The 25,088-nt window shown below is 66.7% G+C and carries 29 protein-coding genes and 2 pseudogenes; 11 read left to right on the top strand and 20 right to left on the bottom strand.

The annotated features are described in order from the left end of the window. Positions 1 to 2: 2 nt before the first annotated feature. From ACIBTS_RS42590 to ACIBTS_RS42575, 4 genes are all read left to right on the top strand, one after another. A complete protein-coding gene (locus tag ACIBTS_RS42590) occupies positions 3 to 1,106 on the top strand; it encodes an energy-coupling factor transporter transmembrane component T (RefSeq protein WP_399326412.1) in 1,104 nt (367 codons plus the stop codon). After that, positions 1,103 to 2,806: an ABC transporter ATP-binding protein gene (locus ACIBTS_RS42585; RefSeq protein WP_399326410.1), complete on the top strand. Its 1,704-nt coding sequence runs from the start codon at positions 1,103 to 1,105 to the stop codon at positions 2,804 to 2,806. Before ACIBTS_RS42590 ends, ACIBTS_RS42585 begins: the two co-directional genes overlap by 4 nt. Beyond that, positions 2,803 to 3,714: an ECF transporter S component gene (locus tag ACIBTS_RS42580; RefSeq protein ID WP_399326408.1), complete on the top strand. Its 912-nt coding sequence runs from the start codon at positions 2,803 to 2,805 to the stop codon at positions 3,712 to 3,714. Before ACIBTS_RS42585 ends, ACIBTS_RS42580 begins: the two co-directional genes overlap by 4 nt. A gap of 330 nt (positions 3,715 to 4,044) precedes the next feature. Next, complete coding sequence (locus tag ACIBTS_RS42575) at positions 4,045 to 4,467, top strand: transglycosylase SLT domain-containing protein (protein WP_399326406.1); 423 nt, start codon at positions 4,045 to 4,047, stop codon at positions 4,465 to 4,467. 99 nt (positions 4,468 to 4,566) lie between these two features. On the opposite strand, the gene ACIBTS_RS42570 is transcribed toward ACIBTS_RS42575, so the two are convergent. From ACIBTS_RS42570 to ACIBTS_RS42560, 3 genes are read right to left on the bottom strand one after another with little or no spacing between them, the layout of a single operon-like run. Next, the gene (locus tag ACIBTS_RS42570) at positions 4,567 to 4,953 is read right to left on the bottom strand and encodes a hypothetical protein (protein ID WP_399326404.1); all 387 of its coding nucleotides are present in this window, start codon (positions 4,951 to 4,953) and stop codon (positions 4,567 to 4,569) included. Beyond that, positions 4,950 to 5,213, bottom strand: a complete 264-nt coding sequence (locus ACIBTS_RS42565; RefSeq protein WP_399326402.1) for a hypothetical protein — start codon at positions 5,211 to 5,213, stop codon at positions 4,950 to 4,952. The genes ACIBTS_RS42570 and ACIBTS_RS42565 overlap by 4 nt, the downstream gene beginning before the upstream one ends. Positions 5,214 to 5,238: 25 nt before the next feature. Beyond that, on the bottom strand, positions 5,239 to 6,474 hold the full coding sequence (locus ACIBTS_RS42560) for a cytochrome P450 (RefSeq protein WP_399326401.1): 1,236 nt from the start codon (positions 6,472 to 6,474) through the stop codon (positions 5,239 to 5,241). A gap of 187 nt (positions 6,475 to 6,661) precedes the next feature. Between ACIBTS_RS42560 and ACIBTS_RS42555 the strand changes: the two genes are divergently transcribed. After that, positions 6,662 to 7,831, top strand: a complete 1,170-nt coding sequence (locus ACIBTS_RS42555) for a steroid 3-ketoacyl-CoA thiolase (RefSeq protein ID WP_399326398.1) — start codon at positions 6,662 to 6,664, stop codon at positions 7,829 to 7,831. Here ACIBTS_RS42555 and ACIBTS_RS42550 read toward each other — a convergent pair. Together ACIBTS_RS42550 and ACIBTS_RS42545 are read right to left on the bottom strand one after the other, a co-directional pair. Then, complete coding sequence (locus ACIBTS_RS42550; protein WP_399326396.1) at positions 7,815 to 8,096, bottom strand: DUF397 domain-containing protein; 282 nt, start codon at positions 8,094 to 8,096, stop codon at positions 7,815 to 7,817. The genes ACIBTS_RS42555 and ACIBTS_RS42550 overlap by 17 nt on opposite strands. Next, positions 8,056 to 8,904 (bottom strand): helix-turn-helix domain-containing protein, encoded by an 849-nt coding sequence (locus tag ACIBTS_RS42545; protein WP_399326394.1) that lies wholly within the window; start codon positions 8,902 to 8,904, stop codon positions 8,056 to 8,058. Before ACIBTS_RS42545 ends, ACIBTS_RS42550 begins: the two co-directional genes overlap by 41 nt. Before the next feature lie 75 nt (positions 8,905 to 8,979). On the opposite strand from ACIBTS_RS42545, the gene ACIBTS_RS42540 reads away from it, so the two are divergent. Next, on the top strand, positions 8,980 to 9,417 hold the full coding sequence (locus ACIBTS_RS42540; RefSeq protein WP_399326392.1) for an ATP-binding protein: 438 nt from the start codon (positions 8,980 to 8,982) through the stop codon (positions 9,415 to 9,417). An 870-nt stretch (positions 9,418 to 10,287) separates the two neighbouring features. Here ACIBTS_RS42540 and ACIBTS_RS42535 read toward each other — a convergent pair. Further along, complete coding sequence (locus ACIBTS_RS42535) at positions 10,288 to 10,584, bottom strand: DNA/RNA non-specific endonuclease (protein ID WP_399326390.1); 297 nt, start codon at positions 10,582 to 10,584, stop codon at positions 10,288 to 10,290. 66 nt (positions 10,585 to 10,650) lie between these two features. Further along, positions 10,651 to 10,995, bottom strand: a complete 345-nt coding sequence (locus ACIBTS_RS42530) for an SMI1/KNR4 family protein (protein ID WP_399326467.1) — start codon at positions 10,993 to 10,995, stop codon at positions 10,651 to 10,653. A 263-nt stretch (positions 10,996 to 11,258) separates the two neighbouring features. Between ACIBTS_RS42530 and ACIBTS_RS42525 the strand changes: the two genes are divergently transcribed. Both ACIBTS_RS42525 and ACIBTS_RS42520 read left to right on the top strand, forming a co-directional pair. Further along, entirely contained in the window at positions 11,259 to 11,618 is a 360-nt protein-coding gene (locus ACIBTS_RS42525; protein WP_399326387.1) for a helix-turn-helix domain-containing protein, read from the top strand. A gap of 25 nt (positions 11,619 to 11,643) precedes the next feature. Then, positions 11,644 to 11,838, top strand: coding sequence for a helix-turn-helix domain-containing protein (locus ACIBTS_RS42520; protein ID WP_399326466.1), 195 nt, complete (start codon positions 11,644 to 11,646; stop codon positions 11,836 to 11,838). 191 nt (positions 11,839 to 12,029) lie between these two features. Here the strand turns inward: ACIBTS_RS42520 and ACIBTS_RS42515 are convergent, their stop codons facing one another. The 11 genes and pseudogenes from ACIBTS_RS42515 to ACIBTS_RS42465 all read right to left on the bottom strand — a co-directional run bounded on the left by ACIBTS_RS42515 (position 12,030) and on the right by ACIBTS_RS42465 (position 19,988). Beyond that, positions 12,030 to 12,440, bottom strand: coding sequence for a hypothetical protein (locus ACIBTS_RS42515; RefSeq protein ID WP_399326384.1), 411 nt, complete (start codon positions 12,438 to 12,440; stop codon positions 12,030 to 12,032). 52 nt (positions 12,441 to 12,492) lie between these two features. Continuing rightward, positions 12,493 to 13,773, bottom strand: a complete 1,281-nt coding sequence (locus ACIBTS_RS42510; protein WP_399326382.1) for a polymorphic toxin-type HINT domain-containing protein — start codon at positions 13,771 to 13,773, stop codon at positions 12,493 to 12,495. A 25-nt stretch (positions 13,774 to 13,798) separates the two neighbouring features. Continuing rightward, entirely contained in the window at positions 13,799 to 14,341 is a 543-nt protein-coding gene (locus tag ACIBTS_RS42505; protein WP_399326380.1) for a hypothetical protein, read from the bottom strand. Continuing rightward, positions 14,338 to 15,849, bottom strand: coding sequence for an RHS repeat-associated core domain-containing protein (locus ACIBTS_RS42500; RefSeq protein WP_399326378.1), 1,512 nt, complete (start codon positions 15,847 to 15,849; stop codon positions 14,338 to 14,340). The genes ACIBTS_RS42505 and ACIBTS_RS42500 overlap by 4 nt, the downstream gene beginning before the upstream one ends. Positions 15,850 to 16,000: 151 nt before the next feature. Continuing rightward, the gene (locus ACIBTS_RS42495; protein WP_399326377.1) at positions 16,001 to 16,342 is read right to left on the bottom strand and encodes a hypothetical protein; all 342 of its coding nucleotides are present in this window, start codon (positions 16,340 to 16,342) and stop codon (positions 16,001 to 16,003) included. Between the two features lie 120 nt (positions 16,343 to 16,462). After that, on the bottom strand, positions 16,463 to 16,618 hold the full coding sequence (locus ACIBTS_RS42490) for a hypothetical protein (protein WP_399326375.1): 156 nt from the start codon (positions 16,616 to 16,618) through the stop codon (positions 16,463 to 16,465). A gap of 358 nt (positions 16,619 to 16,976) precedes the next feature. Then, positions 16,977 to 17,306 (bottom strand): hypothetical protein, encoded by a 330-nt coding sequence (locus ACIBTS_RS42485; RefSeq protein WP_399326373.1) that lies wholly within the window; start codon positions 17,304 to 17,306, stop codon positions 16,977 to 16,979. Between the two features lie 591 nt (positions 17,307 to 17,897). Further along, positions 17,898 to 18,113, bottom strand: a pseudogene (locus tag ACIBTS_RS42480) (helix-turn-helix domain-containing protein); the annotation flags it as partial. Between the two features lie 35 nt (positions 18,114 to 18,148). Beyond that, the gene (locus tag ACIBTS_RS42475; protein ID WP_232649539.1) at positions 18,149 to 18,487 is read right to left on the bottom strand and encodes a helix-turn-helix domain-containing protein; all 339 of its coding nucleotides are present in this window, start codon (positions 18,485 to 18,487) and stop codon (positions 18,149 to 18,151) included. Further along, positions 18,484 to 18,867, bottom strand: coding sequence for a type II toxin-antitoxin system RelE/ParE family toxin (locus ACIBTS_RS42470; protein ID WP_399326370.1), 384 nt, complete (start codon positions 18,865 to 18,867; stop codon positions 18,484 to 18,486). The genes ACIBTS_RS42475 and ACIBTS_RS42470 overlap by 4 nt, the downstream gene beginning before the upstream one ends. A gap of 674 nt (positions 18,868 to 19,541) precedes the next feature. Then, complete coding sequence (locus ACIBTS_RS42465) at positions 19,542 to 19,988, bottom strand: GntR family transcriptional regulator (RefSeq protein ID WP_399326368.1); 447 nt, start codon at positions 19,986 to 19,988, stop codon at positions 19,542 to 19,544. A 311-nt stretch (positions 19,989 to 20,299) separates the two neighbouring features. Between ACIBTS_RS42465 and ACIBTS_RS42460 the strand changes: the two genes are divergently transcribed. The 3 genes and pseudogenes from ACIBTS_RS42460 to ACIBTS_RS42450 all read left to right on the top strand — a co-directional run bounded on the left by ACIBTS_RS42460 (position 20,300) and on the right by ACIBTS_RS42450 (position 23,529). Beyond that, a complete protein-coding gene (locus tag ACIBTS_RS42460; protein WP_399326366.1) occupies positions 20,300 to 22,039 on the top strand; it encodes a replication initiator in 1,740 nt (579 codons plus the stop codon). Further along, complete coding sequence (locus tag ACIBTS_RS42455; protein WP_399326364.1) at positions 22,036 to 22,224, top strand: helix-turn-helix domain-containing protein; 189 nt, start codon at positions 22,036 to 22,038, stop codon at positions 22,222 to 22,224. The genes ACIBTS_RS42460 and ACIBTS_RS42455 overlap by 4 nt, the downstream gene beginning before the upstream one ends. After that, positions 22,224 to 23,529: pseudogene (locus tag ACIBTS_RS42450) on the top strand (tyrosine-type recombinase/integrase). The gene ACIBTS_RS42455 and the pseudogene ACIBTS_RS42450 overlap by 1 nt, the downstream one beginning before the upstream one ends. 110 nt (positions 23,530 to 23,639) lie before the next feature. Here ACIBTS_RS42450 and ACIBTS_RS42445 read toward each other — a convergent pair. Together ACIBTS_RS42445 and ACIBTS_RS42440 are read right to left on the bottom strand one after the other, a co-directional pair. Beyond that, positions 23,640 to 24,053 carry a hypothetical protein gene (locus ACIBTS_RS42445; protein WP_399326362.1) on the bottom strand — a complete coding sequence of 138 codons (414 nt, stop codon included), beginning with the start codon at positions 24,051 to 24,053 and terminating at the stop codon, positions 23,640 to 23,642. Between the two features lie 5 nt (positions 24,054 to 24,058). Then, positions 24,059 to 24,406: an EndoU domain-containing protein gene (locus ACIBTS_RS42440; protein ID WP_399326361.1), complete on the bottom strand. Its 348-nt coding sequence runs from the start codon at positions 24,404 to 24,406 to the stop codon at positions 24,059 to 24,061. Between the last annotated feature and the right edge of the window lie 682 nt (positions 24,407 to 25,088).

Raw genomic sequence — 25,088 nt, 5'->3', positions numbered from 1 at the left:
TGATGGGTGATTCCCGCTCCCACCCGCAGCTCCACCCCGCCGCCTGGTGGCTCTGGGCCCTCGGCCTCGGCACCGCCGCCACCCGCACCACCAACCCGCTGCTCCTCGCCCTCCTCCTCACCGTCTCCGCGTACGTCGTCACCACATGCCGCCCGGACACGCCCTGGTCCCGTTCCTACTCGGCGTTCCTGAAGCTCGCGCTGGCGGTGCTCGTCATCCGGCTCGTCTTCGTCGTCGCTCTGGGCTCCCCCATCCCCGGCACGCAGGTGCTCGTCACCCTGCCCGAAGTCCCGCTGCCTCACTGGGCGCAGGGCATCCGGCTCGGCGGCGCGGTCACGGCCGAGGGCCTCCTCTTCGCGTTCTACGACGGTCTGAAACTGGCCACGCTCCTCGTCTGTGTGGGCGCGGCGAACGCCCTGGCCAGCCCCTCCCGTCTGCTCAAGACGCTGCCCGGCGCCCTGTACGAGACCGGAGTGGCGGTGGTCGTGGCCCTCACCTTCGCCCCGAACCTGATCGCGGACGTCCACCGGTTGCGTGCGGCCCGCCGTCTGCGGGGCCGTCCGGACCGGGGTGTGCGGGGCCTGCTCCAGGTGGGCCTGCCGGTGCTGGAGGGCGCGCTGGAACGCTCCGTCGCCCTCGCCGCAGCGATGGACGCCCGCGGGTACGGCCGTACCGCCGACGTCGCCGCCCCCGTCCGTCGGACGACCGCCGCGCTCACGCTCGGCGGGCTGCTCGGCGTCTGCGCGGGAACGTACGGTCTGCTCACCGCCGCGGGCGGGACGTACGGCGTGCCGGTGTTACTCGCCGGGGTCGTCGCGGCCGTCGCCGGACTGCGCCTGGGCGGCCGGCGCTCGCCGCGCACCCGGTACCGTCCGGACCGCTGGACGCCGCGTGCCTGTCTCGTCGCCGTCTCCGGCGGCGCGGTCGCGGCGCTCCTCACCGTCGCCGCGTCGGCCGCCCCGGCGGACCTGCACCCCGGCGTCGTCCCCCTGACGGCCCCCGCCCTCCCCCTCTGGCCGGCGGCGGCCGCACTCCTCGGCCTGCTGCCCGCGTTCGTGGCCCCCTACCTTCCCCATGTTCCCCATGTCCCCAAGGAGCCGTCGTGATCCGTTTCGAGAACGTCTCCGTGACGTACGACGGCGCCCCTCAACCCAGCGTCCAGGGCGTCGACTTCACGATCCCGGAGGGAGAACTCGTGCTCCTCGCAGGACCGTCCGGGGTCGGGAAGTCGACGCTGCTGGGCACGGTCTCCGGGCTCGTGCCGCACTTCACGGGCGGCACCCTGCGCGGCCGGGTCACGGTCGCCGGCCGTGACACCCGCACCCACAAGCCGCGCGAACTCGCCGACGTGGTGGGGACGGTGGGGCAGGACCCGCTGTCGCACTTCGTGACGGACACGGTCGAGGAGGAACTCGCCTACGGAATGGAGTCGTTGGGCCTGCCCCCGGAGGTGATGCGCCGGCGCGTCGAGGAGACCCTCGACCTGCTCGGCCTGGCCGGCCTACGCGACCGCCCCATCGCCACCCTGTCCGGCGGCCAGCAGCAGCGGGTCGCGATCGGCTCGGTCCTCACCCCGCACCCCCGGGTGCTCGTCCTGGACGAGCCGACCTCCGCGCTCGACCCGGCGGCCGCGGAGGAGGTCCTCGCCGTCCTGCTGCGCCTCGTCCACGACCTCGGTACGACGGTGCTGCTGGCGGAACACCGTCTGGAGCGCGTCCTGCAGTACGCCGACCAGGTCGCCCTGCTCCCCGCCCCCGGCGCGGCTCCGGTCCTCGGCGCCCCGGCGGGCGTCATGACCGTCTCCCCGGTGTTCCCGCCGGTGGTCGGCCTGGGCCGCCTGGCGGGCTGGACCCCGCTGCCACTGACCGTCCGGGACGCCCGACGAAGGGCCGGTGACCTGCGGGAACGCCTGGAGAGCGCGAGGGGAGGGGCTGGCCGGGCGGCACCCCTGGCGCCTCGCGAGGTTCCGCCGCCGCCCGTGCCGGGCCCCGCCGGACGACCCGCCCGCCGCCTCTTCCGCCGCCCTCCGCCCGCCCCGTCCGCCTCCGTCCCCGCGCCGCCCGCCGAGGCCCGCTCCCTCGCCGTCCGCCGGGCGGGCGTCCAGGCCCTGCGCCGCGTCGATCTCACGGTCGCGCCCGGCGAGACGATCGCCCTCATGGGCCGCAACGGCGCCGGGAAGTCGACGCTGCTGGGCGCCTTCGTAGGCCTCGTCGAGGCGTCGGCGGGAACGGTCCGGGCCGGCGGGCTGGTCCCGCATCGCACCCCGCCCCGGGACCTGGTGCGCCGCGTCGGCCTGGTCCCGCAGGAGCCGCGCGACCTGCTGTACGCCGACACGGTCGCCGCCGAGTGCGCGGCCGCCGACCGGGACGCGCAGGCCACCCCCGGCACCTGCCGCGCCCTGGTCTCGGAGCTCCTCCCCGGCATCGCGGACGACACCCACCCCCGCGACCTCTCCGAGGGCCAGCGCCTCACTCTCGCGCTGTCGGTCGTCCTCGCGGCCCGGCCGCCGCTGCTCCTCCTCGACGAGCCGACCCGCGGCCTGGACTACGCGGCGAAGGCCCGCCTGGTCGCCGTCCTGCGTGGGCTGGCCGCGGCCGGGCACGCGATCGTGCTGGCCACGCACGATGTGGAACTGGCCGCCGAGCTGGCCCACCGGGTCGTGCTGCTCGCGGAGGGCGAGGTGATCGCCGACGGCCCGACGGCGGAGGTCGTCGTCTCCTCCCCGTCCTTCGCCCCGCAGGTGACGAAGATCCTGGCGCCGCAGGAGTGGCTCACGGTCGCCCAGGTGCGGGAGGCGCTGCGATGACGACGCCGCCCCGGCGACGTCCGGTGCACCTCGGCCCCCGCTCCGTCGCCGCGTTGACGCTGGTCAGCGCGGTGGGCGTGGTGGCGTTCAGCTGGCCTTTCCTGGCTCCGCCCGACTCCGCGCTGAACGCCCACGCCCAGGACGCGCCCTGGCTCTTCGCGGGCCTGCTGGTGCTGCTGGTCGCGGTCGTGGCGGCGACGATCTCGGAGTCCGGGCTCGGCGCGAAGGCGGTGGCGATGCTGGGCGTGCTGGCGGCGACGGGCGCGGCGCTGCGTCCGCTCGGTGCGGGAACGGCCGGCATCGAGCCGATGTTCTTCCTGATGGTGCTGAGCGGCCGGGTCCTCGGCCCGGGCTTCGGCTTCGTCCTGGGCTCGGTGACGATGTTCGCGTCCGCCCTGCTCACGGGCGGGGTGGGCCCGTGGATGCCGTTCCAGATGCTGGCGATGGGCTGGTTCACGATGGGCGCGGGCCTGCTGCCGGGCGCGGATCGCGTACGCGCCCCACGGGGCCAACCCGACCCACGGGGCCTACCCGACCGACGGGGCCTACGCCGCCGTACGGAACTGGCCCTGCTGTCCGTGTACGGCTTCCTGGCCGCCTTCGCCTACGGCACGGTGATGAACCTGGCCGGGTGGCCCTTCATGGGTGCGCCGGCCTCGGGCGTCGCCTTCGACCCGGACGGGACGGTCCCGTCGAACCTGGCCCGCTTCGTCGCGTACTGCGTGGCGACCTCGCTGGGCTGGGACCTGGGCAGGGCGCTGGTCACGGTCGTCCTGACGCTCACTGTCGGCCCGGCGGTGCTCAAGGCGCTCCGCAGGGCGACCCGCCGGGCGGCCTTCGAGACCGCGGTCACATTCGAGGCCCCCGAGGGGACGGGGAAAGGGCCCCAGAAGACCGTTGCCCGGTGAAGCACCCCACATGACCCACATCACCTACTACCTGACCTAGTCGGGCAATTCGGACGCCATGTCCACGCCATCACAGGGCCTGACCTGCGCATTGAGAGCCAGCTCACACAACCGACTACCCTCCCGAATACGACGACAACTAGCAAAAGGGGTCTTTGCGGACGGCTCCCGATCCTGCTTCTCTGGATGACGTCGCACGGCGCCGACACGCCCCACGGGCCTCGGCGCCGACGCATGCAGCCACCCACCGCACACCACGCGGTGCGGCCACGCACCGCGTGACTCCGGCATGCAGGCGACCGCCACAGTCCCCGAAGAAAAAGGTTCTCCGTGTCCGTCTCCGTCATCCGTCGCATCGCCAGCCCGAAGAAGGCCCTCACCACCGTCGCCGTGGCCGCCGCCACCGCCGGCATGGCTCTGGCCGCGGCCCCCGCCCACGCCGCGACGTCATCCGTGAGCTCCGCCTCCCAGGCCCAGGCGATCGCGCACAAGATGATCCCGAACACGGCTCAGTACAACGCCTTCTCCAACATCGTGAAGCACGAGAGCGGCTGGGACGTCAACGCCACCAACGCCTCCTCCGGTGCCTACGGCCTCGTCCAGGCCCTCCCCGGCAACAAGATGGCCTCGGCCGGCTCCGACTGGAAGACCAACGCCCAGACCCAGATCAAGTGGGGCCTGGACTACATGAACTCCCGCTACGGCAGCCCCCTCGCCGCCTGGTCCTTCTGGCAGGCGAACGGCTGGTACTGAGCCACACCCTGAGCCACACCCCCCAAGAACGCGCGCTCTGCGCGCCGAAAGCGGCGGCCCCCGATCCCCGGGGCCGCCGCTTTCGGCGTTTCGACCGCGTCAGCGGTTGAGGTCGAGAACGGGCACACCACGCCCTTCGTACGCCTTCGGATGCACCGTGGCGACAGCCGCGTCGGCCCCCCACTCAGGCAGATGACGGGCAGCATGGATCGCGGCACCGATCCCTGGAGGGACCCCGTCGCGTTCCATCCGCGCCACTGCCAACGTCGCTGGGTAATCCAGATCGACGGTGTGAAGGGATTCCAACTGTCCGACGTGCTCAGCGATGCCGAGGTACTCGCGATCGGCCTCCAAGACCGACAGGGTGGGCACCCAGAGACGGGTCTCCACCTCGAAGTCGGCCCAGTGGATGAGCGCGGACACCTGTCGGTTGCCCGACATCGCCACCAGCGTCGGCGCGTCCAGCACAAGGTGATGCAGGATCACGCGGCCTCCCCCTGCTGGCGGGCGAACACCTCCCGGACCTTGCGCCCTATCGCAGCACTCTCCTCGTCGGTCACATCGACCCCGAAGTGCTCCGCCAGATACGCACGGGTCCGCTCCGCCCTCTCGCGACGCTCCTCGTCGGTGAGGGTGGACTCCGCATACTCCTGCACCAGAGAACGGATCGAAGTCCCCCGGGACTCGGCGATCACGGCCAAGCGATCACGCACCTCGGCAGGCACGCGGATCATTGCATCAGTCATGACTGGAGTATACGTCGCCGTATACTCACTCGGCGCTCACCCTCAACTCCTTCACTCCGTTGATCCACGCGGACCGCAGTCGGCGTGGATCGCCCACGAGCCGCAGGTCGGGCATGGCGTCGGCGATGGCGTTGAAGATGAGGTTGATCTCCAGCACGGCCAGCGACTTGCCGAGGCAGAAGTGGGGTCCGCCCCCGCCGAACCCGAGGTGGGGGTTCGGATCCCGGGTGACGTCGAAGGAGTCGGGATTCTCGAACACCTCGGGGTCGCGGTTGGCGGAGGCGTAGAAGATCCCGACCCGGTCCCCCTTCCTGATCTGCTTCCCGCCGAGCTCGGTGTCCTGGGTGGCGGTCCGCTGGAAGGCGACGACGGGCGTGGCCCACCGCACGATCTCCTCGGCGGCGGTGCCGGGCCGCTGCGCCTTGTAGAGCTCCCACTGCTCGGGGTGGGTCAGGAAGGCGTGCATGCCGTGCGTGGTGGCGTTCCGGGTGGTCTCGTTCCCGGCGACGGCGAGCATGAGCACGAAGAAACCGAACTCGTCGGAGCTGAGGTTGCCCTCGTTCTCGGCGGCGACGAGCGTCGAGACGATGTCGTGAGCAGGGCACTGCTTCCGCTCGGCGGCCACGTTCATGGCGTACGCGAGGATCTCGGCGGCGGACTGCTGGCCGACCTCGGCGGTGACGGCGAACTCGGGATCGTCGTACGCGATCATCTTGTTGGACCAGTCGAAGATCTTGGCGCGATCGTCCTGGGGTATGCCGATCAGCTCGGCGATGGCCTGGAGGGGCAGCTCCGAGGCGACGGACGTGACGAAGTCGAAGGAACCGCCCTGCGCACGGGCACTCTCGACGATGGCGGTGGCGCGGTTGCGCAGCCGCTCCTCCAGCCCACGGATGGCCCGCGGCGTGAACCCTCGCTGCACGATCTGCCGCACCCGGGTGTGCTCGGGCGGATCCATGTTCAGCATGATCAGCCGCTGGGCGTCGATCGAGTCGCGCTGGATGTGCTCGTTGAACCGGATGATCGCGGTGTTGAGGTAGGAGGAGAAGATCTCGGGGTGGGTGGAGACGTACCGCACGTCGGCGTGCCGGGTCACCGCCCAGTACCCCTCGTCCTGGAACCCGGCGACATTGCCCGTCTGAGGGATCCAGCGGACCGGTTCGGCGAGCCGCAACTCGGCGAACTCCGGTAGAGGAACATGGTGTTGCAGCAGGTCGGGATCGGTGAAGTCGAACCCGTCGGGAATCGCTGGACAGGGCATCGGCGGCTCCAGCCATCTGACGATGCGAAGTGGCGTTGACATCTGACGGTGCATCAGAAACAGACTGCCGTGAAGGTAGTTCAGGAGCCTTGAGCCTGCAAGACCCTTGCGGTGACGCACATCACGTCAGCAGACTGCTCACAGCAGAGAACTAGAACACGTACTAGTTCCGAAGGGATCCGCACCCATGGCCGCCGAACCCGTGATCGTGGAAGCAGTCCGCACCCCCATCGGCAAGCGCGGCGGCGCGCTGGCCAACCTGCACCCCGCCTACCTCCTGGGCGAGACCTATCGCGAACTCCTCGGCCGCACCGGCATCCCCGCCGACGCGGTCGAGCAAATAGTCGGCGGCACGGTGACCCACGCCGGCGAACAGTCCATGAACCCCGCGAGGACAGCCTGGCTCACGATGGGCCTCCCGTACGAGACGGCGGCGACCACGGTCGACTGCCAGTGCGGCTCCTCGCAACAGGCGTCGCACATGACGGCGAACATGATCGCGGCAGGCGTCATAGACGTCGGCATCAGCTGCGGAGTGGAAGCCATGTCGAGGGTCCCCCTCGGCTCGGGCTCGAAGCACGGCCCCGGGAAACCGTTCCCGGAGGAGTGGAACGTGGACCTCCCCAACCAGTTCGAGGCAGCGGAACGCATCGCACGCCACCGAGGCCTGACGAGGGCGGAAGTGGACGGGCTCGGCCTGCTCTCCCAGGAACGAGCGGCGGTCGCCTGGTCGGAGGAACGCTTCAAACGCGAGACCTTCGCCGTCCAGGTCCCGACGACGGAGGAAGAACAGGCGGCGGGCCAGGGCATGTGGCGCCTGATGGACCGGGACGAGGGCCTACGGGACACGTCACTGGAGGCGTTGGCGCGCCTGAAGCCGGTCATGCCGACGGCGATGCACACGGCCGGCAACTCGTCGCAGATCAGCGACGGCGCGGCGGCGATCATGTGGTCGTCGAAGCGGATGGCGAGAGCGCTGAAGCTGAAGCCGAGGGCGAGGATCGTCGCCCAGGCCCTGGTGGGCGCGAACCCGCACTTCCACCTGGACGGCCCGATAGACGCGACGCGCGCGGTCCTCGGCAAGGCAGGCATGACGCTGAAGGACATCGACGTCGTCGAGATCAACGAGGCATTCGCGTCCGTGGTGTTGAGCTGGTCGAAGGTCTTCGATCAGACCTTGGACAAGGTCAACGTGAACGGCGGCGGGATTGCCCTGGGCCACCCGGTCGGAGCGACGGGGGCCCGCCTCATCACCACGGCCCTCCACGAACTGGAGCGCGCGGACAAGGAGTTCGCCCTGATCACCATGTGCGCAGGCGGCGCACTGGCGACGGGGACGATCATTCAGCGCCTGTAGCCGCCGCCGTCCAGGACAGGAACGTCGAGAACGCGGCGGGCTTGATCGTGAGGATCGGGCCTGCCGGGTTCTTGGTGTCGCGGACGGCGATGGTGGCGGGGGTTTCGGCGATCTCGACGCAATCGCCGCCCTGATCACTGCTGTGCGACGACTTACGCCAGGCCAGGGCCCCTATCGACGCGCACTCGACGCAATCCCCGCCCTGATCTCCGCTGTAGCTGGACTTACGCCACTGGATCCCCGTCAGAGTCACGTCGTTCCCCATAGCGTTCCTCCATCACTCGCCGGATCAACTCCGCCGAATCCTTGAGCGAGAGTGCGGCGGCCCGGAGATGATCGTAACGGAGCGAACAGTCCTTGACGGTGTCCGGGTTTGCGGTCGGATGCCCGCTGCCATACCCCTCGGTATAGACGATGGCGGGATCGCTCGCGAAGCGGTAGAGGTTGAACGAGCCTGTCAGCCCGGCATGCGCACCAACACTGAACGGCAGCACCTGGATGTTGATCCGCGGATTGCGCTCGAACGACAACAGGTGCGCGAGTTGCTCCCGCATGACGGCCCGATCGCCGATCTCCTGACACAGCGCGGCCTCGCTGAGGACCACCCAGAAGACCGGGGGTTCGTTCTTCTCAAAAATGCGCTGGCGGGCGAGCCGGACGGCAGCGCGGTCGTCGAGGTCGGCGTCGTCGAGCACGCCGAGCACGGCACGGACGTACGCCGGGGTCTGGAGCAGCCCATGGACCATGTTCATCTGGAAGGTACAGATCTCGATGGCCCGCGCTTCCAGCTCAGCGACCTGCCTGAACCAGGCCGGAAGTTGACTGCGCAGCACAAGCTCGACGAGCCGCGAGAACAACCCGCCGGTCCCGAGCGCGGCATCGACCCGCTCACTGAACTCAGGGGTGGGAACCTTCCGGGCGGTCTCGACCTGCCCAACCAACGAGCCGGTGTAGTTGAGGATGTCCCCGAGCTGGCGCTGCGTAAGTCCAGCCGCCTCCCGCAACCGGCGCAGCTCGAAGCCGTAGTAGTCGAGCGGCGAAGCGCCGGGATCAAGGACGTTGATGTGCGTCACGCAGGGCCTCCCACGACAGAACGCGTTGCATTCAAGTGGTAGCCCAGAGTAGTTCCACCAGATCACCCTCGTACCGTGAACGGAAACTTCCCCTCCACGTACGTCTCCCCCACCCCCACCCAGTACCGCATGACCCTCACAGCCGGCACCCACTCGGCCCGCCACATCCGCCGGATCGCCCGCAGGTTGCTGGAGGACTGGGACCTGCAGCCCCTGACGGACACGGTCGAACTGGCCCTGACAGAACTGATCGCCAACGTGGTCCGCCACGTCCCGGACCGCCGCTGCACCTTCCTGCTGTTGCAGCAACCGACGGGAGTCAGGGCAGAGATCACGGACGCCTACGGCCAACTGCTCCCGACTCCGGCAGAGTTGCAGCCGGACGCGGAGAACGGCCGAGGCCTGTTCCTCCTGGACGCACTGGTCGACAAGTGGGGCGTGTCACCGGCACCTGGGGGTGGAAAGACGGTGTGGTTCGAATGCGCAGACAAGAACGAAGCATCCGCCAACTGATGACCTGCTGCGCCAGGAGCCGCGCCGGCTGACACCTTGCCCGCCACTCCTCACTCCAGAATCGGCTCCCCTTCGCCGGGAAGAACAAGGGATTCACTGAGGATCAGAAATCGAACATGGCCTGCGGCCACCGTCTCATCATTTCCCATACAAGCCACGATGATCAACGGTGGCCACCCGGACAGTAGCGCGCAACGCCGCCAAAACGCCTCGTAGCCTCTGCCCTGTCCAGCCCGTCCATTCCCATCAAAAGCTGGCCGAAGATCTAAACTCATGAACCCTGGGCGGGAAGGACGAAGAGAGGATTTCCGAACGGATTTCTCCGGCGAGCAGCCTTACAAGTAGCTCGGAGCACCCGACCTCGAACTGCTCCCACCACTCTCCTCGAGCCTCGTTCACCATGATCGTCCACTCGTCTGGGTCGACTCCTGGACGAACGAGCCAGTAAAGAAACTCTCCGTTGTCCGTCGAGGCCCAGGGAATGACTTGACTTCCAGACGATTCCAGCTGCTCTGGTTTGGGTTCACCCATTTCCCAAAGCATCTAAAATGCCCCATTTCGCTCGCTTATGGAACGCTCAAGGTCGTAATGGCGATTGGCACACCTGGGCTCGAGGAACCAGAGATACCCATCGAACCTGCCACCACCATACGTGTCGATCAAGTCAACATAGTCTCCCGGAAGCCCTGTCCCGAGCTCACTGATCACTCCATCCCAGTCCTTATGCAAAGGAGGGACGTCAGGAGGTGCCACCAGTCGCGTCAGTCGTTCGACGTGTGGATTCATGGTTTCGGCCTGTTCAGAATCGTCTGGTACATGTTGAGGCCGCCCGAGCCGGTGGCGCGAACCGTCACACCAGTGGATAAGGATTCACAGGACCGACTGCAGGAGGCAGGGCGTAAATTGGGGTGGCACTCTATACCGGACCGTCTGCCCGCCCCGCTCTACAGCCCTCCGCACCTGACCCTCGACGGCACGCATCACCGGCGTGTTGGCGTACTGATGCATTGTGACGAAGTTCCTTGGATCGGCGTTCGATCCGCCCAGCTGAGCAAGGTCATGGGCCAGTTCGGCCTCTTCGTAGAGGCGGTCGTACTCAGAGTTGTCCCCAGCCGCTTCACCCAGGAACTTGCGCTGGCGGCGGGTCTTCCGCTCTGCGTGGTTCATCGCGGTTCCTCCTTGATGTCGCGGCTGCAGACCGCGTGTTCGGCGGATAACCCGGATTCAACCTCATTAGGACGATTTCACATACTCGTACAGGAATTCACTGAAGGAGTCCGCCATGCGGATCGGAAATTGGGAGTCCTCATGGATGCAATAGACAGCTCCTTCACCCAGGGCAACGTAGTAATAGATGTAGCCCTGATGTGAGGCCACAACTAGTGCCTCCGCCAGGTCGCAAACTATATCGAACTCCGCACACATCGATTTCGCATTTGACCGCAAACTCAGGACAGCGGGATAGAAAATAACCTCAGAGGTTAGCGTGCGCCCAGACCCCGCACCCATACACCCAAGAAACTCTGCATACTCCGGGTCTAGGCGAACACCTTGAACGCCAGAGATCTCCTCCAGCACATCCCCGGAAACACCTCGAGACTCGCGGTCATGGATCAGCCCCTCGTCAACCAGTCGAGAGTACACGGCCCAGAACGCTCCGATAGGAAATTTGGGGCGCGAAGGGTTCCTCCGAAGGAACTTCACTGACGACCTCCCTGTCGCTTATGACATCTCGATACGCAACCACATATTGAGTCGTGCCCCCTATCCGTTGGGGTCGGCGTTCCGGCCGCGCTCACACCCGACCGCCGCGTCGTGCTGCTCACCGTTACGGAGAGCCGATGAATCACAGCGAATGGAGGACCCGCTGCCACCGCCAGTTGGTCGGTGAGCACCTCGACGCCGACTCCGAGTATGACCGCGTCTACGAAGAAGCCGGTCTGGCCATGACACTGGGCAAGGCCGTCTACGACCGGCGCAAGCAACTCGGGCTGAGCGAGGCCGACCTGGCCGAGCGCCTGCACACCACCACCGACGAGATCGAAGACATCGAGACCGCCACCGAACTGCCGCCCATCGCTGTCATCATGCGCCTGGCCCGAGCCCTGGACCTCACCGTCGACATGCACCTCGACCCTGGGGATGAGCCCACCGTCACCATCTCACCCCGGCCGCCTGAACCCAGGAGGAGCCATGCATGACACCTCCACAACACTCGCCCGCTAGCTGGGCAGACTCGTCCACGACCGGCGCACCGAGCTCGGGCTGTCCCAGGCCGAGCGATGCAGTATGAAACAGCCGCAGGTCTCCCGCTTCGAATCTGGCGGAACCGTGGCCACCCTTCCGATGCTGCGCCGCCTGACCCACGCCCTTGGAGCCGACTTGAGCATCAGTCCCACTCCGAACGACGAGGCCGCTTGACGTGGATCTCCAATCCCGCGAATTCCCGAGTATAGATCGTTGACGCTGAGGTTTAAAGGGACTGCGACTGGAGCCCCCGTAACTCGTCAACCCACCCTTTCAACCTCAGCGTCACCATTGCCGTCACAAGCCCTTTGGGCCCCTCCGAAATCTTTTCGGAGGGGCCCAAGTATTTCACTGACGCAAGTACCTCAGGAATTGACTACTGGGATGATTTCATCGTCGTCAGAACGCCAGTCCCATGACGGGTCTCGCTGGAATCTCCGCAAGGCATTTTGGTAATCCAACAACTCGCCATGGTTCGTGTCAAGTATTCCACGGATCCCAGAAAGCACGTCCAGCAGGAGTTCGCGAATGCATACCATATCGGGATACTCGACGAGGACCGCCCTGAACTCTCCGAGCTTCTCAGAAATCTCGGCAAGCTCTTCCTCGTCAAACTCGTTGATGACGTCTCCGGAAAGGTCCACACCGAATCGACATCCTCCTCGATCCAAGTGATCGAAAAACTCGGCCTCGCGATAGGAGCCAGCTCCACGCAAGCGATGCACCAGCTCCTGATGATCACCAGTAGGGCTCAGAAGGACGATGGTAGGACGCACTGCGGCTCCCTTCGTATCGAATATTTGCTACCCATTCGGAGGCTTCCGGAGGCTATGGCGCCAGGACATCAAGTAGCAGATTCTTGTCCCGCGTGACCATGATGCCAGCCTGCTCTAGACTCTTGATCACAGTGCCACGCCCCTGCGGAAGGTAAACAATGACAGGATAATCCGTCAGGCTTTGAGTATTTAGCGCCTGCTTGAGGGCACCCTTTCCTGAACCACTCTTCACCTGCACCACCGCATTCCGGGTCACGATGTCAAAGTCTGTGAGCGATTCACCGTTCGGCCCATTTATCGTGACGCCTTCAGCTCGCACATGCCCAGGATAGCGAGCATTGATATCGTTGATGAGTTCCGGAACGAGCGGGTCATCCCCCTTACCTGTGACATGAGTGGGGATACCTCCGCAGTTGTGAACCAGGACCGGCGTGGCCCCCGCCAGCACATAGTACGCGTGGATGTCTTCGATGGTGAGGTCGTGTGTGCGCTGGCGTTTGGTGTAGTGGGTGACTGCGGTGATCTGGACGTGGGTGCCGGCGCTGGTGCGGAGCGTCTGGCCGAGTTGGAGGTCGCCGGCCTTGACCCACTTCTTCAGGTCGGGGACCCAGAACGGGTGGGTGTCCGTGGCCACGATGCTGGAGTAGTCGCCGTCCACGGATATGGAGATCTCGGTGAAGTCCTTGTCGTCTTCCGTGGTGATTGTCTCGACGACCGGTTTCTCGACGGTTTCGCCCGTTTCGGGATTCGTCGTGACGACGACGTCGCCGACCACAACGTCTTCGATGGCTTTCTTCGTGCCGTCGCCAAGGAGGACGCCGGTTCCGGGTAGGAAGCTGTGGCATTTGCCAAGCACCTTTGACGCGACTTTCCCGAAACCGTATCCGGTCGCGCCGCTTGCAGCGCCCCATATGGCGCCCTCAGCCATGTCTCCGAGCTGGCCTGCGATGCTGTGGTCGGCGCTGTCCGACAGCATGTTCCCCACCGCTGAACTCGCCGCGCCTGCGAGGGCCCCGCAACCTGTCGCGGCGCCAAAACCGGCGCCGCCGGTCGCCATACCCGCGCCTGCCGCCGTGCTGTAGCAGAGCCCACCGACCACGACTTCCGTGGCTACTTTGGCGATGACGACCTTGTGTTCCGAGACCCAGTCTTTGGTGTCGTCCCATGCCTTGCTGACGCCACAGGACGTGTACCACGGACAGTCGTCGTCACCGCCCCCGCCCCCGCCGCCGCCGCCGCCGTCGCTGCCGCCGTCATCGCCCGCCCCGCACTTCTTCCAGCCCTCGCTACACAGACCCCTGGCCGTGTTGCAGCCGGAGTCGGGAGGCCACAAGGGAAAATGTTGGTCTGATTCGAGGCTACGGAGTCTCCGTGCCGCCTTTAGTGAGGTAATACGTGTCGCGTACGTCAGGGTCCGATGTCAGGAAGACGAGGAGTATTTCGCCCTTTTTCCCCCTGGTGACGCCGATGTCCCAGGTCGCCCGGTCGGGCGGCGGCTCGGTGCGGGAGGCGGCGACCGTCGGGTTTGGGCTAGCAGACGGGGAATGTGACGCACTCGCCCTGGCTGTCGCCCCGGGGCGGACCTCCAGATGAATCACCGACCCGGCGCCCACGGTGTTTCCGCCCTGATAAGTGCCCGACTTCAACACGCTCCAGGTACCCGTTCCCGTCATTCTCCAGGCATCGTCAAAGTTGAATTCCTGGCCATCCAACTTCACTGTCGACGCCTTGGCATCGGGTGCCAGAGTGAGCGAACTCCCCTCCCAGCCAATCCACTTACCGTACAAGTCCTGCGCCGTGACGTTGACCGGCGGCGGCGGCGGGTCGGTACGACTGTCTACACAGGAGGACAGGGTGAGTGCCGCAGCACAGACAGCCATCCCGGCGACGAGGCGCCTCATCGGGCCGGCTCCGGCATCGGAATACTCTCGGTCCACCGGAACCTCATCAACAACGGCTTCTGACCTCCGGGGAAGGCAGCGCGGGCAGAATTGGAGATGCCTGTCGCAATCGGATCCTTCGCTCCGCTCTCGTACCCCTCCTTCGAGACGCCACGGGTCAGCGATTCAACCGTCATTTTCTGGGTGATCTCAAATTCCACCGTTCCGCGCCGGTTAAGTTTGCTGTAGTCGGTGACTGTAGCCTTCATGTTGAAGGAACCGAGCACAGCCCGGGTGGCTCCCGCTGCGGTATCCGGTTCCTTGTCGCCGAGAAGCTGCATGATGGCGTCAGATACTTCGCCCATCATCATTCCCTTGAGCGGCAGTTCGTTCATTGCCGCACCGTACTTGGTCTTGTAGTCAAGACCTTTAATGGTCTGGCCCATCTTCGTGTTCTTCCTGTGCGTCAGAAAGGTGCGCACAACCTGCATCCAGATGTGATTCTGGACAGCCTGGGTCATCATGTCATTCTCGTCGAAGTAGTAGGCTGACGGGGTAGCGCCCATGAACCACATCGACGTGAGCTGGGTGGCGTTCGGGTTGAAGAAGACCTGAGAGTTGAGGACCAGCGGCGCCCGATAGGCGGCTGCGGCCCGACGAGCCATCTCGTCATCTCTCGTCCATGTGCTCCCGTCGCCCCCGCCGCCGCCGTCATCGTCCGACCCCGTGCTGCTGAGGACGCTTTCCCCCGACCCGCACTTCTTCCAGCCGCCGCTGCACTGCGTTCCGTCGGAGTTCATCTTGATGGTGCCGGTGGGGTCGCTGTAGGTGATCGGGTTGTTGCCGGAGTAGCTGTAGCCGTTGACGGTTTGGGGGTCGTTCAGGTCGAGGATGGGGTCGACGCTGATGAAGCGGCCGATCGCGGGGTCGTATTCGCGGGCGCCGAGGTGGGTCAGGCCTGTGTCGGCGTCCTTGGTGCCGCCGATGAAGCCCTTGTCGCCGGCCCACGGGCCGACCTGGGCGCCGCGCGGGGTGCCGAAGATGCCTGTCTTGCGGCGGGTGATGGCCTGGGTTGCGTCCGCGGTGACCTGGGTCGTGGTCGTGCCGTGGTGGTCGGCGAGCAGGAAGGTCAGCTTGCCGCCCGTGCGCATGGCGACTGTCTGCGTGCCGGTGCTGTAGTAGCGGGTGCCCGTGGCCTTGCCGGCCTTGTCGACCTGGAGCTCGTTGCCGCCGGGGAGGTAGAGCGTCGTGCCCGTCGAGTCGGTGCGGGTCAGACGCTGGCCGTCGACGTCGTAGGTGTAGCTGGTGGTCTGGCCGTTGCCGGTGACGGACTTGAGGTGGCCCTCCTCGTCCCAGTCCAGGTCCTGGCCGACAGTCGTCGTGCTGCCCTGCTTGAAGGTGCGGGTCTCGGTGTTGCCCGCCGTGTAGGTGTACGTCTCCGTGTGTGGGTCGGTGCCGGTCTGGGTGACGCCCGGCAGGTTGTGCGTGCCCGCGTCCGGCTCGGCGTACGTGGACCGTGTCCGCGACAAGACCGCCTGAACAACGCCCTGAGCAGTACCGAGGAGCCCCCTGACGATCCAACTGTCGCAGCGCTCGTCCGCTGACGTTGACATCAACAGCTGTCATGAGCACAGAAGACCCGTCAGAACATACCTGCTGGGAATTCCGCTTTCCCACGGCTCAATGCGGTAGTTGAGACAGCATCTGCACGAGATCGCCTGGAAACTCAGAAATATGCGCCTCGGCGCAATATCTTACGGTGCAGGCCGCAGAGACCAACTCAACCGCCGAATACTCTCCACTCGACAGCATCCTCGCAGACATTCCCAAAGGAACCACAAAGTCCGCTTGGACGCCATCCGTAAGCGAATCGAGCAAACCGGACTCGTCCGAGAGGTCCAACTCGATGATTGCCCCCAAGACTCTCGCCAACTCAGACAAATCCACTCCACGAGAGAGTTCGGCCATATCTTCATATTCAGCGAAGCCGAATTGATTGACCCGGAGGTGTTGTCTACTCACGTCAATTTCCTTGGAAGCCGATTCCTTGGTTCCGCAACCTGGGCCGGTAAACCGTCAGGCAAGGACGGGCAGGGGTTCCATGTGCTCCGCCGGGTGGCGAGTTCAAGCCCCTCACCCTCACTACTTCGAATGCCCCCCGCGAACTCCGGCCGCACCCTCGGCCGCGATCACCGTGGCATCATCACCGCGCTCGAACCGCTCGGCCACCTCCAGCCTCAGCAGCTCCCGCTTCTCCTGCTCGACGGGCGTATACCCGCCCCTCTGCGCGTACCGCATCATCCCGTCGTACCGCAGGGATCACGAACCGTCACGACCCCGCAGGCTCTACGAGTTCAACCTGAGTATCAGCAACGCCTCGACCTCGCGGCATAATACGGAAGTGTCGGACCTCAAGGGGTCACTTCACGACGCCTCGACACCCGCAGCATCGCTCTGGAGGGCCCTGCCGACGACGAATCGGCCCGCAACGACGGCGACGTCCCGCAGTTGCGCGGAGCCACCGTCCACTGCCGCTGTGTCAAAGAAGGCCTGAGTGCGAACAGTGCATTTCCATCGCACCCAGGCCTCCTTTCCCTATCCTGGTCTCGGGTTCGAACTCGCTCGCCGAGAAACCTACAGCAATGACGAGGCGTCATCACTTACCTTCAAGAGCGCCACCCATTGCCTTCAAGGCTTTACGTGCCGCCGCAACGACATCACCCCACCCATGAGAATGAATAACCTCTGCGTCAGTTGATGCAGAAGAAGACAGAACGGAATCAAGCGCAAAGTTCAGTTCAGCCATTGCAGAGACTTCTTCGTCGTCAGCAAGGACATACCCCAGCCTTCCGCTCGGCTCAGCCAAGACACCTGAGTCGTCGAAGAAGTCTAGTACCTCATCAAGGCCTGAGACACCCGCTACTTGGTCTCCCCAATGCTCCTCTTGCCAGTCCCTATCACCTAGCTTGACCAGCCAGTCAACCAACTGGCTCCGTATCCAGGGTGTCTGAAGGTCACGACCCTTAGGGGGCATCCCATGTCCTCCATGTCTGCCACTCACTGAGCGGGATATGAGCCTCCGCCGGATAGTCTTGTATTCGTGCATTTGGAGGCAGAAGCTCGCCGCCGCGCCCCACAATCCTCCCCCCAGCATTGATCACTACGTGATCAACTTGCTGAGTACCCCATTGAGAGTTGGGGTCTCCCCTGTCGATGCGAACGCTGTCTTGCCCCTTCGGAGCGCGCCACACGAAACCCTCCTTATTTGCATTCTTCCTGAACTTGCTCGTCATATTGGGGCCAGACCAGTCGCTCGGGATTTTTCCACTCCCGTACGGGAACCATCCAGGACCGATTCCGGGACAACTCGAATTGTGAACGAGTACCGGCGTCTCTCCCGCCAGCACATAGTACGTGTGCAGGCCAGGCCGCTCCTACCTGCAAGTTTGCTGGTCAGCGGGCGATTCGATAGTCGCCGGATGTTCGTGCTCGTGCGCTGGAGTCTGCTGGTGTTGCCGTCACTACTGCCGTCAGGGGTCTGCACCGCCTGGGGAATTCCAGGAATTCTGAATGCGTGTCAAGCGGCTTTGTCGTGTGGGGTGAGGCTGATGGTCAGGTCGGCGCCGAGAGCCTGAGCCAGGCGGCGCAGGAGGGGAAGCGTGGGCACGGTCCCGCCGCCTTCGAAGCGGGAGATCTGCGGCTGCTTCATCCCGCACCGCTCGGCCAGCTCGGCCTGGGACAGCCCGAGCTCGATGCGCCGGTCGTGGACGAGTTGCCCGAGCTCACGGGCGAGCGCGGAAGGCGGGTCCTGCATGGTTCCTCCCCGCCTCAGGCCGCTGGGGCGACGATGGTGACGGTGGGCTCGTCTCCGCCGGCGAGGTGCACGTCCACCGTGAGGTCCAGTGCGCGGGCCAGGCGCATGATGACCGCGATGGGCGGCAGCTCGGTGGCCGTCTCGATGCCTTCGATGTCATCGACGTCGACGTGCATGCGCTCGGCGAGATCAGCCTCGCTCAGGCCCAGCTGCTTACGCCGGTCGTAGACGGCCTTGCCCAACGTCATGGCGAGGCCGGCCTCTTCGTAGACCCGGTCGTACTCGGGATCAGCGTCCAGGTGTTCGCCCAGCAGCCGGCGGTGGCGACGGGTCCTCCATTCGCTGTGGTTCATCGGTTCTCCTTGAGGTTGCGGCTGTAGAGGTCGTGCTCGGCGGCGGCTTCATGCTCCGCCTCGCACAATCGCTGTGCGGCGTGGGCGCGGTCCACTTCGGCCTGCTCGCGCATCTTGGTCTTGCGGAACACGGTGAGCAGCACGACACGTCGGCCGGGCGCCAGCCAGTAGGTGATCCGCTGATGGGCATCGCCCAGGCGGAAGCGCAGCTCGCGGAGCTTGCCGCCCAGGTGGCGGGAGTGCGGTTCATCGAGGGTGGTGGGCTGCTCGGCGAGCAGGTCGGCAACGCGTTCGGCCTGCGTGTAGTGATGGGCGGGAATGCTCTCCAGCCACAGCCGCACCTCCGGCTCGATCTCGATCGAGTACCGCTCACTGTCCATATCGCCGATGATATATGGCGCGGGGCGCGAGAGCTCGACTTCGGAGCTCAGGTCGCGTGCCGCCGCCGCGACCGCAGCCACTCCAGCGCCGCACACCCCCGCACGCCCCTCCTCGTCCTGATGCCACGGCGCCGCCGCAAACCAGCGGAAACCTGCCGAGCGGTGCAGGCTTCTTTCGGCAGGATCAGGCCCGATCGGGAAAGGCAGCGTACGGCCGGGCTGGTGCGTCGCCCAGTCTGGCGGCGCGGGGCCGGGGCGGGAGGAGTCAGCCCCCGACGGGCGGCCGGGATCTTCGCCCCCGCCGGAGGCAACGCCGACCACCGCCCTCGGCGAGTCCGGCGGCGCGCGTGAGGGTCGGCCCCCTGGTCGGCCCTGTGCCTGCGATCCGGCCGTAGGACGGTCGTGGGCGACAACTTGCTGTGCGACACACAAGGGCTCCAGAGCCCACAACTTGCGCCCGGCGGCACCAAGTCAGCTCCCGCTCGCGCCCGCCTCTGGCCGTCTGCCTGTGCCTCGCGCGGGCGTCGGCTGCTCGCCCGACGGCGGGCCGGTCGGCGGCGGTGGCCAGCTTTTGGCGGGCGGGCGCCGCCTTGAACCTCGAAGAGAAAATCTGAACGCACACCCCTGGCGGCCCCTGACGGCCCGGTGTGTCCCGGGCCGCCCGGCACGGCGGGTCAGCGGCCCCGCCCGCCGCTGCACGTCTCCAGGGCTTCGACGCGGCCACGAAGGTCGGCGATCTGCTCGACGGCGTCGGCCAGTGCCCGTTCCAACGCCTCGACGCGGGCCGCCGCCCCGCTGACGAGTGCGGTCGCCTCCGGGCTGTCGAGGTCATCAGCATCGTCTACGCCGTGGTCGCGGTGGGCGACGAAGGCACCCTTGCCGGGGCGGGAGACCGCCCACCCGTCCTGTTTCAGCAGGGCCATGGCCTTCTGCACAGTCAGGCTCGACGCCCCGAACTCCTGCATCAGCACGGCCTGCGTCGGCAGCGCGTCCCCCGGCCGCAACCCGCCCGAGCGGATCCGCTCGCGCAGGGTCTCGGCGATCACCTCGAACGTCAGCGGCACCCCGCTGCCCGCCGGCCTGCGCCCGCGCCTCGCCGCCACCACCACCACGCCGGTCATCCCCGCTTTCCACGCCCTCTACCAGCAAAATCCGGCCCGTCCAAACCGGGAAACCGGCCCCACACTACCCGCGTCCCACCACCCAGCAGAAAGGAATCAGGAGGGATGTACTTGAATGTGCCGGTGAGGCGATGTTAACGTCACGCACTCGCCGGTGATCATCACCGCGCCCCGCCGACCAGCCCTCACTGGTCCGGCCCCCGCGCCCAACTCCGAGGCGCCCCGTTCCCCTGTGAGCCGATCACTTCGGCCTGCCCACGCCGCCCCGCGCCGTACCGCTTCCGCGCTCCCGCCGAAAGGCCTCTTTCCGCATGCCCGCACAGCTTCAACTCACGTATCCCGCGACCGTTGCAGCCGCCTCGCGTCCGTCGTCGGCGTTCACGACGCCGACCCACCCGGCGGAAGTCACCGCCTCTGCGGCTGCAGGGCGGGCGCTGGAGCGTCGCGCCCGGCTCACCGCCAAGCTGGCCAAGCTCGCCGCCACCGGCCAACTCGCACCCCTCGCACGGCAGATAGCCGGACTCGGTGGCTGCGCGCACCCGATCCGCCTCACCGGGCACCGCACCCGCCTGGACACCGCGACCGGTGAGGTCCTCGACCACTTCGACTCCGGCCGGCTCCCGGCGGGCGAACTGCTGGTCCGCTGCGGCAACCGCCGCGCCACCCGCTGCCCCGCATGCTCCACCGTCTACCGCTACGACACCTACCAACTCATCGCCGCCGGACTACGCGGCGGCAAGACCGTCCCCACCAGCGTCGCCGTGCACCCGCGCGTGTTCGCCACACTCACCGCGCCCGGCTTCGGGCCCGTCCACAACCAGCCCGACACCGGCCGCTGCCACTGCGGCCAGCTCCATACTGACGACGACCCGCTCCTCGGCACCCCGCTCGACCCCGAGCACTACGACTACACCGGCGCGGTCCTGTGGAACGCGCACGCCCCGGCCCTGTGGGCCCGCTTCACCACCCACCTACGCCGCGAGATCGCCAAGGCCGCCTGCCTCACCCAGCGCGCGCTGCGGCACCACGCCACGCTCTCGTACGCCAAGGTCGCCGAGTACCAGAAGCGCGGCCAGGTCCACTTCCACGCCGTCATCCGCCTCGACGGACCCACCGGCCCCACCAGCACCCCGCCCGCCTGGGCCACCACCCAACTCCTCGACCACGCCGTCCGCGCCGCCGCCACACGCACCCGCGTCCACCACCACGGCGAACCGCCGAAGCAACCGCAGCCCGCCGGGCGCGTCCCCACGTCCCCGCCTCAAGTCTCAGATCGGGCGCGGTGGTTGGTGTTCCGGTTCGGGCGGCAGATCGACGTCCGGGCGATCCGCAGCACTGACTTCACCGGCGGCGGCCCGGTCACCGAGCGGCACGTCGCCGCCTACATCGCCAAGTACGCCACCAAAGGCGCCGAGACCACCACCGGCACCCTCGACCACCGCCTCCGCCTCCTCGCCGAACTCGCCACCCACGACATCACCGACCACGCCCGCCACATGATCCACACCGCCTGGCACCTCGCCACCCAACCCCAGCACGCCCACCTCCGCCTACGCCAATGGGCCCACATGCTCGGCTTCCGCGGCCACTTCTCCACCCGCACCCGCCACTACTCCACCACCCTCGCCCACCTCCGAGCCGAACGCACCGCCTGGCGAACCGGCCGACCCGAAACCCAGACCCCAACCCCGGCGTCGGCTGCGACGCAGACCGGCCAGACGGACGGCAGTCAGGTCAGCGACGACGCCGGACACCCCACTGACCTGGTCGCCGGTCACCGTTCCGGTCACCGCAACATCGACGGTCAGCGCGTGGATTCGGACACGACGCTGGTCATCTCCCACTGGCAGTTCGCCGGAACCGGCCTCCTGCCCGAACTCGAACACCTCGCCGACCTCCTGGCCGCAAAACCGCAGACCCGACCCAAACAACCGACCCGAACCCGCCGCTCGGAGCGCCCAGGTGACCGCGCCGGTCAGTCCGCCGGTCACCCGGTCGGCCACGCCACTCATCGGCTGACCAGCACTGCCCGGACGGGGGCCGTCGCGTGACCGCCAGCACGGAACTCCTCACCGTCCCCCAGGTCATGGCCCGCCTCCAGCTCGGCCGCTCCGCCGTCTACGACCTCCTCCGCACCCGCCAGCTCGCCTCGATCACTCTCGGTCGCGCCCGGCGCATCCCCACCCACGCCCTCACCGACTTCATCCGTACCCGCCTCGACCAGGAAGCGACCTGATGACCACGCCCCGCGACACCCCCGCCTCCCGCCGCGTTCGCGCCAACGGTGACGGGACCGTCTACCAGCGCAAGGACGGCCGCTGGGAAGCCGCCGGATACGTCCTCGCCCCCGGCAACACCCGCCGCCGCGTCCGCGTCTACGGCACCACCCGCAAGGAAGCCCTGGCCAAGCTCACCGAGAAGATCGCCACCAGCAACCGCGGCCTCCCGGTCCCCTCCGCGCAGGGCGGCCTGGCCACGTACCTGACGTACTGGCTGGAGAACGTCGCCGTCCACCAGCTCCGCGAGAACACCCACACGCGATACGCCGCCTGCGCCGACCGGTACCTGATCCCCGGCCTGGGCAAGAAGAAGCTCACCAAGCTCACCGCCAAGGACGTCCGCACCTGGCTCAACCAGCTCCGCACCACCTGCCAGTGCTGCACGCGCGGCCTCGACGCCCGACGAGACGAGCCCCGCTGCTGCGCCGCCGGCCAGTGCTGCCACAAGCTGCTCTCCCCGCTGACGCTCACCTACATCCACTCCGTGCTCAAGTCCGCCCTGGAGCACGCCGTCCGCGAGGAAGAGATCCCGCGCAACGTCGCCCGCAACGTCCGCACGGGCACCCCACGGCCACGACGCTTCGAACCCCTCAGCGCCGACGAAGCCCGCCAGTTCCTCACCACAGCCCAGGGCCATAGGCTGCATGCGCTGTTCGAACTCGCCCTCCACACCGGACTCCGCAAGGGCGAACTCCTCGGCCTCCACTGGGAAGATCTAGACCTCGACACGGGCACCGCCGCCATCCGCCGCACCTTGCAGCGCATCAGCGCAGGCGGGCTCACCACGCTCCCTACCAAGACCCGGGCCTCCGAACGCCGCATCGCCCTGCCTACCCGCTGTGCCCAAGTCGCTGAAGCTCCACCGCGAGCAGCAGCAACGCGAACGGGAGGCCGCAGGCACCACGTGGCAGGACAGCGGGCACGTGTTCACCACCGCGCAGGGCGGAGCGATCGACCCGACCAACCTCACCCGCGCGTTCACCGCGCTCCTCCGCCGCGCCGGCCTCCGCCGCATCCGCTTCCACGACCTCCGGCACTCGACCGCGACCTTGCTCCTGGAGCAGGGCGTCGAACTCGTCGTGATCAAGGAACTCCTCGGTCACGCACACATCGGCGTCACCGCCACCGTCTACGCCCACGTTCGGCTCCGCCTCCAGCGCAAGGCCATCGACACCCTCAGCACTGCACTTGGGAGCCGGACCACCGAGACGGCCAACAGCGACTGCGACGACCCGCCACCCGGCACCGCCTTCATCCGCTGACGTTGCCGTCAACTACTGCCGTCACCCCGTGCAGAAGCCCCGCCAGGCCGTACCTGGCGGGGCTTCAGATTTGCACTTCTGAATCCATCAGGAGTCTCGTCGGACGCCTGTTACTGAGCTTGCAAGCGGCGAACGTCCATCTGTTCACCCCATCCCCGCTCCAGGCACGCACGGACCAACTCAGTTTGAACCGCTGTCAACGATCGAGCCATGTCGTGAACGCTGACCGTCACCCTCTTGTCTGCGCCGTGGGCGTTAGCCGAAACATTCACGGCACCATCACCCCGACCGACCAGATCGATCCAGAATGGGCCGTCGAAGAACCTGACTCTCCTGCGCCTTCCCTCAGCCTGACGAACAAAGGAAACCGCGTCGATCAATTCCACGATGAATGCGACTGGCATGTCGTTCCAGTTCGATTCCGGAAAGGAGCACCCGGAGATATTGATCCAGACGTTACCCCAGATCGAGCCCGATCTAGCGAGATCGAGAGATTCCACGTCACAGAACAGTTCGAACTCCATCAATCTCACCTCCAAACCGGGTATGCGGTCTCAATCATGCGCGTTTGTTTGTTTACCCACATCTCGACGTCAAGCCCATTTGCCGAGCCTCGCAGGAAGACTCGATCCCCCTGAGAACGCCCTGCAACCGAAGACGACCTGTACGCCTGGCGAATCGTGGACTCAATCTCCCCTTGAGACATGTAGTCCGGGAACTTCGTCTTGATTCCGCTCTGCTTGTACGTCTTGCCTGCAGCGGTGTGTCGGTCGAGGACATGATCCATATCAATGTCCACTTTCCGCCACCCTGGAAGGTTGACCGGCTTCGTGCAGTTGCTGTTGTGAACGAGTACCGGCGTCTCGCCCGCCAGCACATAGTACGTGTGCTCGCGGGGCGGTCGTCACCTGCGTTTTCGCTGGTCAGTGAATTCTTGCCGGTCCGTGGGTGTGCGTGGAAGTGCCGTGCTGTGCGCCCGTGTTGCCGTCGGCGTTGCCGTCAGGCGGCTGCGTGCGTGAGGGCGGTGGAGTGGGCTTTGGCCGGTGTCCTGCCCGGGTTGGGGTCGGGCATGGTCAGGGGGCCGTACGCTGGCCCGGCAACTCGGGCAGGCTGTGCCCCTGCCCGGAATTTGAACGAGTGGTCCCCTGGCCTTGCCCGACGCGGGCCCCGGCCCGGGGAGGTGGGTAAAGCACACGGAGCCGACCGACCCCGGCGCCGGGCTGCGCTCCGACCAACTCCCTGCCGTCGCCTCGCCGTCGGCCTGGCGCTCACCGTACGGGCGCGTCCGGTCTTCTCAGCGTTTCCGGTCGTCCGCTACGCGCTTCTGCGCGGCCTGGTCGCTGGCCGGCCCGCGGTGGCGGAGCCGAGAGCGGGCCGGGTGGGCGGCCGTGCCGCGCGCGACCCGCGTCAGCGGGTCGCCTTGAAGACGTAGAGAAAGTTTGGACGCATCACGCTTCGGTGGTATGTCCGGTCCCGGGAGATGCTTGACACTTCGATCCCAGCTGATGGTTGACGGTGGCCGTGATCGGCTTTGCTGTGCGCGTCGTTGCGGCGTGTGG

This window comes from Streptomyces sp. NPDC050121, from assembly GCF_044460385.1.
Classification (GTDB): domain Bacteria; phylum Actinomycetota; class Actinomycetes; order Streptomycetales; family Streptomycetaceae; genus Streptomyces; species Streptomyces soliscabiei.
The sequence above is the reverse complement of the archived record's forward strand: the minus strand, read 5'-3'. Positions and strand labels throughout refer to the sequence as shown.

Coding starts and splice junctions, on each gene's coding strand:
- ACIBTS_RS42560 (WP_399326401.1), bottom strand. CDS start 6,474: ATGCCCTGTCCAGCGATTCCCGACGGGTTCGACTTCACCGATCCCGAC.
- ACIBTS_RS42555 (WP_399326398.1), top strand. CDS start 6,662: ATGGCCGCCGAACCCGTGATCGTGGAAGCAGTCCGCACCCCCATCGGC.
- ACIBTS_RS42525 (WP_399326387.1), top strand. CDS start 11,259: ATGAATCACAGCGAATGGAGGACCCGCTGCCACCGCCAGTTGGTCGGT.
- ACIBTS_RS42460 (WP_399326366.1), top strand. CDS start 20,300: ATGCCCGCACAGCTTCAACTCACGTATCCCGCGACCGTTGCAGCCGCC.
- ACIBTS_RS42505 (WP_399326380.1), bottom strand. CDS start 14,341: ATGAGGCGCCTCGTCGCCGGGATGGCTGTCTGTGCTGCGGCACTCACC.
- ACIBTS_RS42475 (WP_232649539.1), bottom strand. CDS start 18,487: ATGAACCACAGCGAATGGAGGACCCGTCGCCACCGCCGGCTGCTGGGC.
- ACIBTS_RS42470 (WP_399326370.1), bottom strand. CDS start 18,867: ATGGACAGTGAGCGGTACTCGATCGAGATCGAGCCGGAGGTGCGGCTG.
- ACIBTS_RS42465 (WP_399326368.1), bottom strand. CDS start 19,988: ATGACCGGCGTGGTGGTGGTGGCGGCGAGGCGCGGGCGCAGGCCGGCG.
- ACIBTS_RS42445 (WP_399326362.1), bottom strand. CDS start 24,053: ATGGAGTTCGAACTGTTCTGTGACGTGGAATCTCTCGATCTCGCTAGA.
- ACIBTS_RS42550 (WP_399326396.1), bottom strand. CDS start 8,096: ATGGGGAACGACGTGACTCTGACGGGGATCCAGTGGCGTAAGTCCAGC.
- ACIBTS_RS42590 (WP_399326412.1), top strand. CDS start 3: ATGGGTGATTCCCGCTCCCACCCGCAGCTCCACCCCGCCGCCTGGTGG.
- ACIBTS_RS42535 (WP_399326390.1), bottom strand. CDS start 10,584: ATGAACCACGCAGAGCGGAAGACCCGCCGCCAGCGCAAGTTCCTGGGT.
- ACIBTS_RS42490 (WP_399326375.1), bottom strand. CDS start 16,618: ATGCGGTACGCGCAGAGGGGCGGGTATACGCCCGTCGAGCAGGAGAAG.
- ACIBTS_RS42580 (WP_399326408.1), top strand. CDS start 2,803: ATGACGACGCCGCCCCGGCGACGTCCGGTGCACCTCGGCCCCCGCTCC.
- ACIBTS_RS42565 (WP_399326402.1), bottom strand. CDS start 5,213: ATGACTGATGCAATGATCCGCGTGCCTGCCGAGGTGCGTGATCGCTTG.